At 60.4% G+C, this 14,603-nt stretch carries 11 protein-coding genes and 2 pseudogenes; 11 read left to right on the plus strand and 2 right to left on the minus strand.

Going from position 1 to position 14,603, the window contains the following annotated elements; all coding sequences use genetic code 11:
* The first annotated feature begins 294 nt into the window (after positions 1-294).
* Both GGI60_RS30775 and GGI60_RS30780 read left to right on the plus strand, forming a co-directional pair.
* Entirely contained in the window at positions 295-597 is a 303-nt protein-coding gene (locus GGI60_RS30775; RefSeq protein WP_183920195.1) for a hypothetical protein, read from the plus strand.
* Between the two features lie 109 nt (positions 598-706).
* Positions 707-937, plus strand: coding sequence for a hypothetical protein (locus GGI60_RS30780; protein WP_183920197.1), 231 nt, complete (start codon positions 707-709; stop codon positions 935-937).
* Here GGI60_RS30780 and GGI60_RS30785 read toward each other — a convergent pair.
* Positions 934-1,518 carry a DUF1349 domain-containing protein gene (locus tag GGI60_RS30785; RefSeq protein ID WP_183920199.1) on the minus strand — a complete coding sequence of 195 codons (585 nt, stop codon included), beginning with the start codon at positions 1,516-1,518 and terminating at the stop codon, positions 934-936. The two genes, GGI60_RS30780 and GGI60_RS30785, sit on opposite strands and share 4 nt — an antisense overlap.
* A gap of 227 nt (positions 1,519-1,745) precedes the next feature.
* Between GGI60_RS30785 and GGI60_RS30790 the strand changes: the two genes are divergently transcribed.
* The 8 genes from GGI60_RS30790 (at position 1,746) to GGI60_RS30825 (ending at position 13,866) form a co-directional block, all read left to right on the plus strand.
* A complete protein-coding gene (locus GGI60_RS30790; RefSeq protein WP_183920201.1) occupies positions 1,746-3,272 on the plus strand; it encodes an ABC transporter substrate-binding protein in 1,527 nt (508 codons plus the stop codon).
* Between the two features lie 240 nt (positions 3,273-3,512).
* Positions 3,513-4,454: an ABC transporter permease gene (locus GGI60_RS30795; protein ID WP_183920203.1), complete on the plus strand. Its 942-nt coding sequence runs from the start codon at positions 3,513-3,515 to the stop codon at positions 4,452-4,454.
* Positions 4,454-5,323, plus strand: a complete 870-nt coding sequence (locus GGI60_RS30800; protein ID WP_183920205.1) for an ABC transporter permease — start codon at positions 4,454-4,456, stop codon at positions 5,321-5,323. Before GGI60_RS30795 ends, GGI60_RS30800 begins: the two co-directional genes overlap by 1 nt.
* 47 nt (positions 5,324-5,370) lie before the next feature.
* On the plus strand, positions 5,371-5,883 hold the full coding sequence (locus tag GGI60_RS30805) for a RidA family protein (RefSeq protein ID WP_037144659.1): 513 nt from the start codon (positions 5,371-5,373) through the stop codon (positions 5,881-5,883).
* Between the two features lie 70 nt (positions 5,884-5,953).
* Positions 5,954-7,150, plus strand: coding sequence for an aminotransferase class V-fold PLP-dependent enzyme (locus tag GGI60_RS30810; RefSeq protein WP_183920207.1), 1,197 nt, complete (start codon positions 5,954-5,956; stop codon positions 7,148-7,150).
* 34 nt (positions 7,151-7,184) lie between these two features.
* On the plus strand, positions 7,185-9,020 hold the full coding sequence (locus tag GGI60_RS30815; RefSeq protein WP_183920210.1) for an ABC transporter ATP-binding protein: 1,836 nt from the start codon (positions 7,185-7,187) through the stop codon (positions 9,018-9,020).
* Between the two features lie 83 nt (positions 9,021-9,103).
* On the plus strand, positions 9,104-9,925 hold the full coding sequence (locus GGI60_RS30820) for a bifunctional allantoicase/(S)-ureidoglycine aminohydrolase (RefSeq protein ID WP_183920211.1): 822 nt from the start codon (positions 9,104-9,106) through the stop codon (positions 9,923-9,925).
* Between the two features lie 611 nt (positions 9,926-10,536).
* On the plus strand, positions 10,537-13,866 hold the full coding sequence (locus GGI60_RS30825; protein ID WP_246720540.1) for an autotransporter outer membrane beta-barrel domain-containing protein: 3,330 nt from the start codon (positions 10,537-10,539) through the stop codon (positions 13,864-13,866).
* A 175-nt stretch (positions 13,867-14,041) separates the two neighbouring features.
* Here GGI60_RS30825 and GGI60_RS30830 read toward each other — a convergent pair.
* Positions 14,042-14,249: pseudogene (locus GGI60_RS30830) on the minus strand (ISNCY family transposase); the annotation flags it as partial.
* Between the two features lie 3 nt (positions 14,250-14,252).
* Between GGI60_RS30830 and GGI60_RS30835 the strand changes: the two are divergent.
* Positions 14,253-14,550: pseudogene (locus GGI60_RS30835) on the plus strand ((S)-ureidoglycine aminohydrolase); the annotation flags it as partial.
* Positions 14,551-14,603: the final 53 nt, after the last annotated feature.

The following is a 14,603-nucleotide window of genomic DNA, read 5'->3' on the forward strand; positions in this document are numbered from 1 at the left end:
CTGCGCTTCCGAAAACTTCGAGGCCTTCATCGAATTCTCCTCTTCTTCCCATCGGGGATCATAAGTGGAAAATTCCATTTCCAAATGGCATAAATATTGGGGGCACGTCAATGATGGCTGGGTCGCGTAAATGAAGCTCTTTTTTGTAAGTCATGGTTCCGGGCTGAGAAATGCCCGACTGAGGTCTGGACGGAGGAGAAAGCAAGGGAATCTCATGCGAAGGGCACACTTTATACTGTGCTCGTCGGTTCAGTCGAGCATCCGACCTGCTTTCTTGAAGTAAAGAACGATTTCGTGGGCGTCAGTTTTCTCGACGACGATCTTCGAGAATATGTCGAATATGTCTTTGCAGGAGGCTCACCCGGCGTTCTCTTTCTTCAGCGGGCTACGCATCGAGAATATGTTGGCGGCACAGATCAGGTCGACAATGGATCGACCTACTATTTCAAGCAGGACGGTAGTTTGGTTATCAGCCGCCAGTACTTCAATCCGCACCGAGCAGAAAAGAGCAATGCGACAGCGGACGTATCGGCGAACTACTCCCGCAAGCCGGATTTCGGCCACTATGAAGACCTTGTTCGTATCGAACGCAGCTGACCTCTCCCTGAAGGGGACATGATGAGCGGCCTGGACAGACTAGAAAGTATACTGGGCGGGAAATTTGAGCGGCGTGACGCGCGTGTCAGAGCACAAAGGTGATGGGTTCATGGGCGATGACTACGTTCAACTGGATGCTGACGAAAGAGGCGTTTTTTACGTTTATCTACCCAATCATCCAGGCAAGGAAATCTCTGGCGTAGTTTCCAATTCGATCAGGCTGAGAGATCTGTTTGTTGATCTCGGCCGGACAGATTTGCTTCAATTACTCGGTGAAGCAGATATGGTCCTCGATTGCGGAGAGGACGGCAAATTGATCGGCGTAGAAATCTTGGCCTAACTCAAATCATGCAGATCCGTCGTAATCGCCGGTCCGATCGAAAACTCCGAAAACCGCACCCTCAGTCCACTTCGCTCCGGCGTGCAGGCGGTCGGCCCGACCTCGTATCTGTCGGCGATCGGGAACGGCGCTAGCCGCAGCAGCGGCCAGCGGCTGCCGTCGCGGGAGGCCTGGATGCGCAGGGCGCCGGCTGCGAGGGTGACGCGGATGTGGAAGTCGTCGAGTTGCCTGAAGGGTTGCGAGACCGACCAGTCGGATTGGCCGTTGGTGACGACGGTGCTGAGGAATGCTTCGCCGTCGGTGAATTCCACGCCGGTTTTGACCCAGCGTTTTTCGTCGAGGCGCACCATCAGGCCGGCCTGGTCGTAGAGGGTGCGGAACTCGCCTTGTACGCGGATCTGCGCGGTGAAGCTCTCGGTGGTAGGGAAGGCGAGGAAGTGGCCGCTGTCGCGGGTGAAGCCGTAATGCGTCTCCCGCCAGAAATCGGTCTTTTCGCCGGTTGTCAGCGTCAGGCCGGTTGCGTCGGCCTGCCAGCTTTCCGGTTCGTTCAGCCATTTTCCGTCGTTGAAATCGATGTCCATTCCATCCTCGCTTTGTTGAAGCTCTGCCGCTGCCGATTCTTCGCGCCCGCATAATGCGCAACCTTGTCCTGGACGGCTAGCCGCCGATGGTGCGGCGCTGTTTCCGCCGTTCCGACCTTCGTCTCACGATATAATCCGCGGCTTCCGCTTGACACGATCATTTCATCTCTTATTCTTTTACAAAAACATGAATTACATAATTGTGGAACTTAACCGGGAGCCCTCGTATGAAAACGCTTGTCGCATTCCTGCTCGGCACTGCGCTTATCGCCCTGCCTTCGACCCTCTTTGCCCAGGAAAAGGGTGGCGTCATCAACATCGCGACGATCGGCGAGCCGCCGACGCTCGATCCGATGTCGTCGACGGCCGATCTCGTCGGCATCGTCACACAGCATATTTTCGAAACGCTCTATACGTTCGACAAGAGCTGGAATGTCACGCCGCTTCTGGCTGAAAGCCTGCCCGAGATCAGCGCCGACGGCAAAACCTATACGATTAAGCTCAGGACCGGCATCAAGTTCCACGACAATAGCGACATGACCTCGGACGATGTCGTCGCCTCGCTCGGCCGCTGGATGAAGATCGCTTCGCGCGGCAAGCAGGTGGCCGGCTTCATCGACAAGATCGCTGCTGCCGATCCCGCGACCGTGATGATCACGCTGAAGCAGCCCTATGCGCCGCTGACCTCGCTGCTCGCCTTCAACAATTCGGCGGCGATCATCATCCCGTCGGAAAAGCAGGATGAGCCGATGAAGGAGTTCATCGGCACCGGTCCCTATATGCTGAAGGAGCGCAAGGCCGACCGGTATATCGAGCTCGTCCGCTTTGACGGCTACAAGTCGCGGGAAGGCGACAGCAATGGTTATGGCGGCGCCCGCCATCAATATCTCGATGAAATCCGCTTCGTACCGGTGCCGGATCCGAACACCCGCGTCGAGGCCGCCGTGTCCGGCCAGTATGATTATGTCGATTCGATTCCGGTCGAATCCTACGACAAGCTGAAGGCTTCCACCGCCTCGCAGCCGGTCATGCTGAAGCCCTTCGGCTATCCTGTTTTCGTCTTCAACACGAAGGAAGGCATTGCCGGGAATGTCGAGGTGCGCAAGGCGGTCCGTCAGGCGCTCAGCATGGAAGACATGCTGGCCGCCGCCTTCGGCAGCACGGATTTCTATGCGCTCGATGGCTCGATCTATCCGAAGACCTTTGCCTGGTCGACGGATGCCGGCGCCGAAGGCGCCTATAATGTCGCTGATCCGGAAGGGGCGGCGGCTGCCGCCAAGAAGGCTGGCTACAATGGCGAGCCGATCCGCATCCTGACCAGCCGCCAGTACGAATTCCACTACAAGATGGCGCAGGTCGCCGCCGAATATCTGAAGCTCGCCGGCTTCACCGTCGATATGCAGGTGGTGGACTGGGCGACGCTGACGCAGCGCCGTACCGATCCGAAGCTCTGGGACATCTACATCACCCACAGCCCGTTCCTACCGGAGCCGGCGCTGATCGGCTCGCTCTCGACTAGCTCGCCCGGCTGGTGGGATACGCCGGCCCGCAAGGCCGCCGTCGATGCCTTCACCTCCGAAGTCGATCCGAAGAAGCGCGTGGCACTCTGGGCCGATGTCCAGAAGGCCGTCTATGCCGATGCGCCGTTCATGAAGATCGGCGATTTCAACGCCGTCTCGGCAAAATCGGTCAAGCTCGAAGGCGTCGATCCGGCTCCGTGGCCGTATTTCTGGAACGCTTCGATCAAGAAGTGATGGAGTGATTTTTGTGCCTACCACTTGCTCCCTCATTCCTGTCCTCGGGCTTGACCCGAGGGGTGTCACAGGAATCCAGCGCGCCCAAGTCCTTGGGCGCGGAGGACTTCTTGAACGGATAAAAGTCAATCACGGCGCAGACGCGCCGTGGCTGGATTCCTGTGACAAGCACAGGAATGAGGGCGGGGCGGTAAGTTCCACTACAGTGCCAAGTGAACCGAGCCTAGGAGCAAGAGTCGGATGATCCGCTACATCCTCCAGCGCCTGTTCGGCATGATCGTCGTGATGTTTCTCGTCGTCACGATCGTCTTCGTCATCGTGCGCGTGACGCCGGGTGATCCGGCCGCCGTCATGCTCGGGCCGGATGCGACGCCGCAGGATGTCGCCGATCTGAGAGCCCGGCTCGGCCTCGATCAGTCGCTCGGCCTGCAATATGTCTATTATATCGGCCAGCTGCTGCGGGGCGATCTCGGCCAGTCGATCTTCCTCAACATGCCGGTGACGTCGGCGCTCATCGACCGCGCCGAACCGACCTTCTTCCTGACGCTGTTTTCGCTTGCCATCGCCAGCATCATCGCGCTGCCGATCGGCATCTATGCCGCCTATCGGCGCGGCTCCTTCGTCGACCAGGCGGCAACGACGCTGGCGATGTTTGCCGCCAGCATCCCAAGCTTCTGGCTCGGCCTCATCCTGATGCAATTCTTCGCCGTCCGGCTCAACCTCTTCCCGGTCTCTGGTTATGGCGGTCCGGGCTCGACCTTCGCCGACCGCATGTATCATCTGACGCTGCCGGCCTTCGCGCTCGGCATTGTCTCCTCGGCGCTGATCCTGCGTTTCACCCGTGCCTCGATGCTTGACGTGCTCGGTGACGATTATATCCGCACGGCCCGCGCCAAGGGGCTGGTCGAGCGCAAGGTCATCCTCAAGCACGCGCTGAAGAATGCGCTGATCCCGATCCTGACGGTGCTCGGCCTGACGGCGGCAGTGCTGATTTCTGGCGCCGTCGTCACCGAGACCGTCTTCGGCCTGCCGGGCGTCGGCAATCTCGTCGTCTCGGCGGTGCTGCGCCGCGACTATCCCGTCATCCAGGGGGCGCTGCTCGTCATCGCCGCGCTCTATGTGCTGATCAATTTTGCGATCGACATGCTCTATCTGCTGGTCGATCCGAGGGTGCGCTACTGATGGCCGATATCGCAATCAAGCCCGCCGAGAGCGAAGGCAGCAAATTCGTCCGCCGCCTGCTGAAGCGCAAGACGGTGGCCTTCGGCCTGCTGATCCTGACGCTCTTCGTGCTGCTGGCGATCTTCGCGCCTGTCGTCGCGCCCTATTCGCCCTCCAAGCTTTCCATCGTCAACCGGTTGAAGCCGCCGGGCGGCACTTTCTACTTCGGCACCGACGAGTTCGGCCGCGACGTCTTCTCGCGGACGATCTTCGCCGGCCGCCTGTCGCTGCTCGTTGGTGCTGCGGTCGTCAGTCTGTCGGCGGTAATCGGCGTGACGCTCGGCCTGCTGGCCGGCTTCTTCCAGAAGCTCGATACGCCGATCGCCCGGCTGATCGACGCGATGATGGCCTTTCCGGATATTCTGCTGGCCATCGCCCTCGTCGCTGCCCTCGGGCCCTCCTTGACAACCGTCATCATCGCGCTGTCGATCGTCTATTCCCCGCGCCTTGCCCGGATCGTCCGCGCCTCGACACTGGTCATTCGCGAATTGCCCTATGTCGAGGCGGCGAAGGCGCTCGGCATTTCGACGTTCCACATCATGACGCGGCATGTGCTGCGTAACCTGCTCTCGCCGATCCTGGTGCAGGCCACCTTCCTTTTCGCCAGCGCCATGCTCGCCGAAGCCGGCCTCTCCTTCCTCGGCCTCGGCGTCAGCCCGGAAATCCCGACCTGGGGAACAATGATCGCCGCCGGCCGGCAATATATCGGCCAGGCCGACTGGATGACGCTGTTTCCCGGTGTCGCCATCATCCTCTCGGTGCTGTCGCTGCAGATGGTCGGCGACGGCCTAAGGGACATGCTCGACCCAAGACTTCGCAAGGACCTTTAATCCGCTGGCCAGACGCGGCCAATCGAAATTCGCCTAATCCAATTCGCATGACAGGAGTTTGCGTGAATCAGTTTCCCAACGCCGCCGGCAAGGTCGAGAACTCGCCTTACCAACGGTTAGCCGCCCTCGGCATCAAGCTGCCGCCGCCACCGCCGCCGATCGCTAATTTCGTGACGCATGTGGTGGAGGGCAATATGCTCTACCTCTCCGGCCAGGGGCCGCGCGAGGCCGACGGCTTCCTGCATGCGGGCAAGGTCGGCGGCGGCGTCGGTGTCGAGGAGGCCTACCGGCATGCGCGGCTGACGGGCATCAACCTGCTTGCCGTCATGCAGGAGGCCCTCGGCGATCTCTCCCGCGTCAAGCGGGTGGTCAAGCTGCTCGGCATGGTCAATGCCGTGCCTGAGTTCGAGGATCATCCGAGCGTCATCAACGGCTGCTCGGATCTGCTGATCGCGGTCTTCGGCGCGGCCGGCGAACATGCCCGCTCGGCCGTCGGCTTCGGCTCGCTGCCCGGCAACATCACCGTCGAGATCGAGGCGATCGTCGCCTTGAATGGCTGACGAGAGCTTGCATATTTGGAGCAACGTCCACCCACGGCCCGTTCCTCGCCCCAGACTTCCGGAGACCTTCATGCCCAATGACATCAGACCTTCGCTCGGCCTTCGCCCCGTCATCAACGTATCCGGCACGATGACCAGCCTCGGCGCCTCGATCGTCGTGCCGGAGGCGATCGAGGCGATGGCATCGATCCTGCCGCATTTCGTCGAGATAAACGACCTGCAGCGCAAGGCAAGCGCCGTCATCGCCCGGCTGACCGGCGGCGAGGCCGGCTTCGTCACCTCCTCCTGCTCGGCCGGCATTTCGCTGGCCGTCGCCGGCGCCATCACCGGCGATAATCTGCTGGCGATCGAGAAACTGCCGGATGCCGTGCCCGAGAAAAACGAAGTGCTGGTGCAGATGGGCCATGTGGTGAGCTACGGCGCCCCCGTCGATCAGGCGATCCGGCTTGCCGGCGGCAAGGTCGTGCTGGTGGGGCAGGCGACCTCGACCCATCGTTTCCACATGGAGAAGGCGATCACCGACAAGACCGCCGCCGCCGTCTATGTCGTCTCCCATCATGTCGTCGATTACGGCCTGCTGAACCTCAAGGAATTCGTCGAGATCGCCCATGCCAAGGGCGTGCCTGTGATCGTCGATGCGGCGTCGGAATATGATCTGAGGATTTTCCTGGAGCAAGGGGCTGATATCGCGCTCTATTCCGGCCACAAGTTCCTCGGCGGCCCGACCTCGGGCATCGTCGCCGGCCGCAAGGAGCTGGTGCGCCATGCCTTCCTGCACAATATGGGCATCGGCCGCGGCATGAAGGTCGGCAAGGAAAGCATCTTCGGCGTCATGGCCGCACTCGAAGCCTGGGAAAGCCGCGACCATGCCGGCATTCGTGAGCGCGAGACCGGCTATCTCAACCTGTGGAAACGCACGCTCGACGGTCGCCCCGGCATCACTGCGCTGATCGAACCCGACCCGACCAACAATCCGCTCGACCGGCTGCGCCTGATCGTCAATTCCGAACAGGCGCATATCACCGCCTGGGATCTCGCCGACGCGCTGGCGAGGGGCAACCCGCCGATCATCGTGCGCGACCATGAAGTGGAGCACCGCTACTTCTATCTCGACCCGTGCAACCTGCATCCGGGCCAGGAGGTCATCGTCGCAGACCGCCTGGCAGAGGAACTCGACAAGGCGCGCGCTTCCAACGAGATCATCGCAACCCCAATCGAAAACCGCAGCAGGCATCGCTTCGACGGCTTGCTGCGCTGGCCGGACTGATCCGCCGTTCTCATCCGCCGCAACAGGAGCCGAAATGGGCAGCGTCCAAGCACAATCGATCGAGACCGCCATCCCCGTTCTTTCCGTCGAGGGGCTGACGACGTCCTTTCTGGTCGACGGCGCCAGGAAGCCTGTCGTGCGCGACGTTTCCTTCACCGTGGCGCCCGGCGAAACCGTGGCGATCGTCGGCGAATCCGGCTCGGGCAAGAGCGTGACGTCGCTGTCGATCATGCGGCTGCTGCAGGCGGAGGTCAGCCGCATCGAGGGCCGCGTCGTGCTCGGAGGGCGCGACCTGCTGGCCCTGCCGGAACGGGCCATGCGGCAGGTGCGCGGCAATGAGGTGGCGATGATCTTCCAGGAGCCGATGACATCGCTTAATCCGCTCTTCACCATCGGCGACCAGATATCCGAAGCGCTGCTCTGCCATTCCGCGATGAGCAAGGCCGATGCCAGGGCCGAGACGATCAGGCTCCTGGAAAAGGTCCGCATTCCCTCGGCCGCCACGCGCTTCAACGAATATCCGCATCGTTTCTCCGGCGGCATGCGCCAGCGGGTGATGATCGCCATGGCGCTTGCCAGCCGGCCGAAACTCTTGATCGCCGACGAGCCGACGACGGCGCTCGACGTGACGATCCAGGGCCAGATCCTCGATCTCATCAAGATGCTGCAGGAAGAGGAGGGGACTTCGGTTCTCTTCATCACCCACGACATGGGCGTCGTCGCCGAGATCGCCGACAGGACGGTGGTGATGTATCGCGGCGAACAGGTCGAGAGCGGCCCCACCGCCGATATTTTTCACCGCGGCAAACATCCTTACACCAGGGCGCTGCTGTCGGCCGTGCCGGTGATCGGCTCGATGCAGGGCCGTCAGCGGCCGCTGCGGTTTCCCGTGGTCAATACGGCGACGGGCGAATCGGACATACCGGCCGAGGCCGCCGATACCGTCGCCGCGACGCCGGTGCTCGAGGTCAAGAACCTCACCAAGCGCTTCGACATTCATTCCGGCCTGTTCGGCCGGCTGACGAGCCGCGTGCATGCGGTCGAAAACGTCTCCTTCGATCTTCATGCCGGCGAAACGCTGTCGCTCGTCGGTGAATCCGGCTGCGGCAAATCGACGACCGGGCGAGCCATCATGCGCCTCATCGAGCCGCAGGCAGGCTCCGTTCTCGTCGAGGGCAGGGAGGTGCTCGGCCTCGACAGGAAGGATCTGCGGGAGATGCGCAAATCCGTGCAGATGATCTTCCAGGATCCGTTCGCCAGCCTCAATCCGCGCATGACGGTGGGGGCCGCGATCGCCGAGCCCTATCTCGAACACAGGATGGGCAATTCGCAGCAGGCGAGGGACGTCGTCGCCGACCTGCTGGTCAAAGTCGGCCTCTCCCCGGATATGGCTTCGCGCTACCCGCATGAATTTTCCGGCGGCCAGCGCCAGCGCATCTGCATCGCCCGGGCGCTTGCCTTGCAGCCGAAGGTCATCGTCGCCGACGAAAGCGTGTCGGCGCTCGATGTTTCGATCAAGGCGCAGGTCATCAACCTGATGCTCGACCTGCAGCAGAGCCTCAACCTCGCCTTCCTGTTCATTTCGCACGACATGGCGGTGGTCGAGCGCGTCAGCCACCGCGTGGCGGTGATGTATCTCGGCGAAATCGTCGAGATCGGCCCGCGCGCCGCCGTCTTCGACAATCCGCAGCACCCCTATACGAAGAAACTCATCGCCGCCGTGCCGGTGCCCGATCCCCACCGCCGCCACGAAAAACGCATGGTGGCGAATGACGAAATCAAGAGCCCGATGCGTGCCGTGGACTACCAGCCTCCGGCCACCTTGTATCGTGAAGTCGGGCCGGGCCATCTGGTGATGGCCGACCGGTAGGTTGGTTTGGCCTATTCGCAGTTGCCTATCCGGCCCGTGGCGCATAAAGCAGATGCAGAAACAATTGCTTGGAAGCCCGGACGATGAACAAGACAGACTATTTCTCGAAGCTCGGCGGCCTGCCGCCGCAGACCCAGCTGCTTTCCGGCAGGGCCGTCTTCACCACGGCTTACGCGGTCATCCCGCGCGGCGTCATGAGCGATATCGTCACCAGCCTCCTGCCGCATTGGACGGGAACGCGGGCATGGGTTCTTTCCCGTCCGCTTTCCGGCTTCTCCGAGACCTTCTCGCAATATGTGATGGAGGTTCAGCCGGGCGGCGGAAGCGACCGGCCGGAGCCGGACAAGCGGGCCGAGGCAGTGCTCTTCGTCGTCGAAGGCGGCATGACGGTGGAGCTCGAAGGCGTCAAACATACGCTGCGCGCCGGCTCCTTCGTCTATATTCCCGCCGGTTCGGCCTGGCGTCTGAAGAACGACGGCTCGGCCCCAGCGATCTTCCACTGGGTCAGAAAGGCCTTTCAGGAGGTCGAGGAGCTGGAGCCGCCGCCGGCGATCGTCACCCATGAGGACGACCATCCGATCCGCGCCATGCCCGACACCGACGGCCGCTGGGGCACGACCCGCTTCATAGACCCTGCCGATGTGCGCTACGACATGCACGTCAATATCGTCACGCTGGAACCAGGCGCGGTGATCCCCTTCATGGAAACCCATGTGATGGAGCACGGTCTCTATGTGCTGGAGGGCAAGGCCGTCTATCGCCTCAACCAGGACTGGGTCGAGGTCGAGGCCGGCGATTTCATGTGGCTGCGCGCCTTCTGCCCGCAGGCCTGCTACGCCGGCGGCCCCGGCCGCTTCCGTTACCTCCTCTACAAGGATGTCAACCGGCATATGAAGCTCTGGTAGCATAGGTGCCGTTCGCTCTGGGAGTGAATGGGACTACTCCCGGGCCTCTTTTTCGGCGATCCATGAGAGGGGAGGCGCAGCCAATCGGCCGGCAGCAGAGAAATGGTCGTTCGCTGTTGCACCCAATCATCGGGCGGCATTGATACGATGAAATCCATAACTTTTGACCATCGTCGGTTTGGCGCCGAGCCCAAAGCGAAGCTGCTGCCTGATATTCGTTCTGTGCAGGGCTCGTTTGAAATCGAGCGGGCTCGGCAGGCAAGACCAGTAGGGACGCAATTCTCGACCCTATCGCGCATCAATCATGACATTAGGCCTTCTCTGCAGCGACCTGTGGGCGTTTGGTCAGCGGCTCAAAGAGAACTCGCCGCGCCCGCAATGTGCCTGCCAGAACCACCTGTGATCGTTAATTAAAAATATTGCCCGGAATGGTTTCTTTTTTTTCCTTGTTGCCGATCGAACACAGGCATTTGGCCCGTTTTAGGTTAAGGAGGTGGAAAAGATTTGGAGATAATGAATGCAGGAACTTCATTCCGCCTTTGCTTCGTGCACCTCCCGTTTGTCGATCTGCGCTGCCGTATTCATCGGGGGGCTCATTCCTGGCGCCGACGATGGCGTTTGCTGATTGCGTCACCTTTGGGGGTGTCATCAGTTGCGACACGACTGCTCCCAATCCTTATACAACCACGGTCGGCGCCGGCAATTCTGCTGCTGGAGACAACATCACCGTCAATGTTGGAGCCGGTGCGCAGATTGCCGTCGGCGACATGAATGGTATCAGCCTGCGCAACGGCGCGGTGATCACCATTTCCGGTGGGGGCCTTGTTAGCGCGACGGCAGTCTCCACCCTTGGCAATTACAACACGGGTGGGAACGCCATTGAGGTCAACAACAATGGTACGGTGACGATTGAGCAGGGAGGGCAGCTACTTGCCCTCGGGTCGCAGAACAGTGCGGAAGCCGTAAATTTCCAGGGCACTGGCAATGTGCTTACCAACAATGGCCTAATCGACGCGAACAATGCTGTCGCTATCTGGTCGCAGAACACGTCCGGCCTGAACACGGTCATCAACAATGAAACCGGAATTATCGAAGCGGGCAATGGAACAACCAGCACCGTCATCGGTGGATCGGGCGCCGGAGCGCTCGACTTCACCAACAAAGGCATAATTCGAGGCAGTATCAATCTAGCCAATGGCAATGATATCTTGCGCCTCTATACCGGATCGAGTGTCACTGGCAATTTTACCGGCGGCGGCGGGACTGATGCGATCTTCCTCAGCGGCGATGGGCAATCGTCTATGGCCGGCAACTTCACCGGGTTTGAAAGCCTCATTAAAAACGATCTCGGAAGGTGGACGCTCACAGGTACCATTACCGGCGTCACGGTCGCTACGGTTCAGAACGGCACGCTTGTCCTGACGGGGACGAACAGCAACTATACCGGGCAGGTTATCATCGATCCTGCCGGCATACTGGAAGCGCGCGCGCAGGCTCTCCCGACGCAACTTGTTCCCGCAAACAATATCGCCAACATCACCAATAACGGCCTTGTCCGGTTTACTCAGCCCGATAATGGCACCTATGTCGGTCAGATCGTCGGAACCGGTGCCGTCGAAAAGACCGGAGCGGGCACCCTTACGCTCGATCCCTCGGTCGCGGCGGGCAATACCTATTCCGGAGGAACCTTTATCAATGGCGGCGTTGTCGCGGTCGGCGCCGACAATGCCCTGGGTGCTTCGACGGGCGGTGTCAGTTTCAATGGCGGCACCTTGCAACTCAACAGCAGTTTCGACTTATCGGCCAGTCGCGCAGTGACGTTGAATGTCGGGGGCGGCACGATTAATACACAGGCCTTCGATTCGACCTTGGCACAGGGTATAACCGGGCCCGGCGGACTTACGAAGACGGGATCAGGGTCTCTGGTCCTGACGGGCAACAGCGATTATGCTGGTGGTACCGTGATCTCAGCAGGCACCCTCCAGCTTGGAAACGGCGGAACGAGCGGCTCGATCTCTGGCAATGTGTTGAACAACAGTCTCCTCGCGTTCAACCGCTCGGACGCTTTTTTAGTGCCCGGGATTATTTCCGGTTCGGGTGCCGTGGAACAGAACGGTTCGGGCACCACGGTCCTCGCCGGCAACAATACCTACACTGGCGGAACCACCATCAATGCCGGGACACTGCAGCTCGGCAATGGCGGCACGTCGGGCTCTATTGTCGGAGATGTTGCCAACGACGGTTCACTTGCATTCAATCGCTCGGACAGCATGAATTTCGACGGCGTGATATCCGGCTTGGGTAACGTCAGGCAGATCGGCGGCGGAACGACAATTCTGACCGCACAGAATACATATTCAGGTGCAACGACGGTCGAGGCTGGAACGCTCGCGGCTGGGACCACGAACGCCTTTAGCTCCACTTCGTCGACTTCTGTGCTTGCTGGCGGGACCCTCGATGCGGCCGGATTCGATCAGACCCTTAGCGTGCTCACCAATGCCGGATCGGTCATTGTGGGAGGCGCCCCGGGAGCAACACTGACTGTCAGCGGTAACTATGTGGGCGCGGGTGGCACTTTACGATTGAATACGGCGCTGGGCAATGACGCGTCAACGACCGACCGGCTTGTGGTTGCGGGTAACACGTCAGGATTGACGACGCTTGTCGTGAACAATGTTGGCGGCAAGGGAGCGCTGACTGTGGAAGGGATACGGGTGATCGATGTTGCTGGCTCTTCCGCCGGCAGCTTTGCCCTTGACGGAGACTATCTCTTTCAGGGCGAAGAAGCCGTTGTCGGCGGCGCCTATGCCTACCGGCTATACAAGAATGGCATCGCAACGCCAAACGATGGTGATTGGTATCTGCGTTCCGCTTTAGTCGATGCGGCTGACGCCGCATCATCGCCGCTCTACCAACCCGGTGTTCCCGTTTACGAGGTCTACGCGCAGACATTGCTAGGCCTGAACGGGCTGCCAACGCTGCAACAGCGTCTTGGAAACCGCTATTGGTCAGGAGCTGGCAACGGAACGCTGTCCCAGGGTGACGGCCCTGGAACGATCGAGCCGGCCCCGCAGCCGTCTGAGGGCGGACCGACCCTCGTCGAGGGAGGCGGCGTGTGGGCACGCGTCGAAGGCGCACATCAAAGCTTTGACCCGAGAACGTCAACGAGTTCCGCTGATTACGATTTGGATACATGGAAGTTCCAAGGCGGCTTGGATAAGCAGCTTTACGAAAGCGGCAGCGGCACACTCATGGGAGGCATCACGGCTCAGTACGGCAAAGCGTCCGCAGATGTGTCCTCCGTCTTCGGCGATGGCACGGTCAATACCGACGGATATGGCGTTGGCGCTACGCTGACCTGGTATGGCCAGAATGGTTTCTATCTTGACGGGCAGGCGCAGGCGACATGGTATGATAGTGACCTGTCTTCCGACTTCCTGGGTGGGCTCTCGAGAGGGAATGGCGGTTTCGGCTACGCCTTCAGCTTGGAAACCGGCGAAAGATTTGCGTTGAACCAGAGCTGGACGCTTACCCCGCAAGCTCAGCTCGCATATTCCAATGTCGATTTTGATAACTTCACGGATCCCTTCGGTGCCAATGTTTCTCTCGGGAGAGGCGAAAGCCTTAAGGGCCGTCTTGGACTTTCGGCGGATTATGAAAATACCTGGGAGGGCGCTTCAGGAACGACGACCCGCGCGCTTCTTTATGGCATTGCCAATCTTTATTACGAGTTCCTTGACGGGACAGAGGTTGGAGTATCAGGCGTCGGCTTTGCCAACGAGAGCGACCGCACCTGGGGTGGTATCGGCGCGGGCGGCAGCTATAACTGGAATGACGACAAATATTCCCTGTATGGCGAGGTTTCCATCAACACCAGCCTGTCCAACTTCGCGGACAGCTACAGCCTCACTGGGACTGCCGGGTTCCGGGTGAAGTTCTAAGAACATGTTCCGACGGAAACTGTGAACCTGTCGGCCACGGATCTATGGTGAAACCGCCCATCGGTGGTAAAGCCCCAGCGTTTTTGGTCCACAGGTTCATTCGCCGTTGAGCGCGACATTCGATGATGGTGAGAGGAGAGCAGTGGCGGGGAAACGTGGAACAGATTGGCGTGGGGTCGGCAGCATCAAGCTTTGCCAGCGCTGCTTTACGGCGTTCGATCGTCGCCGGATTGGTCATAAAATCCTCCCTCGTCCCGGACCATGAGCCCGTCGCACATAGCCGTTCTTCTCGCTGTTGGTCTTCACCACTGGCCTTGACTGCTGCTCCTGGCGCTCCTTGATACAGCCAGAACGTCGCTGAGCCGCTTGTTCTCGGTGATCGCCGTCGCTGGGGCACCACCCGCTTCAACGACTCTGCGGATGTGCGCTTCGACATGCACGTCAATATCGTCACGCTGGAGCCGGGCGCGGTTGATCCCCTTCATGGAAATCCATGTCATGGACGGTCTCTATGTGCTCGAGGGCAAGGCGGGTTACCGCCTTAACCAGGACTGGGTGGAGGTCGAGGCCGGCGACTTCATGTGGCTGCGCGCCTTCTGCCCGCAGGCCTGCTACGCCGGTGGCCCCGGCCGCTTCCGTTACCTCCTCTACAAGGATGTCAACCGGCATATGAAGCTCTGGTAGGCAGTATCGCACACCTGTCCGGTTGCTTGACAGCTCCTTCGAATGCCCGCATC

This window comes from Rhizobium lentis, assembly GCF_014200175.1.
Classification (GTDB): domain Bacteria; phylum Pseudomonadota; class Alphaproteobacteria; order Rhizobiales; family Rhizobiaceae; genus Rhizobium; species Rhizobium mulingense.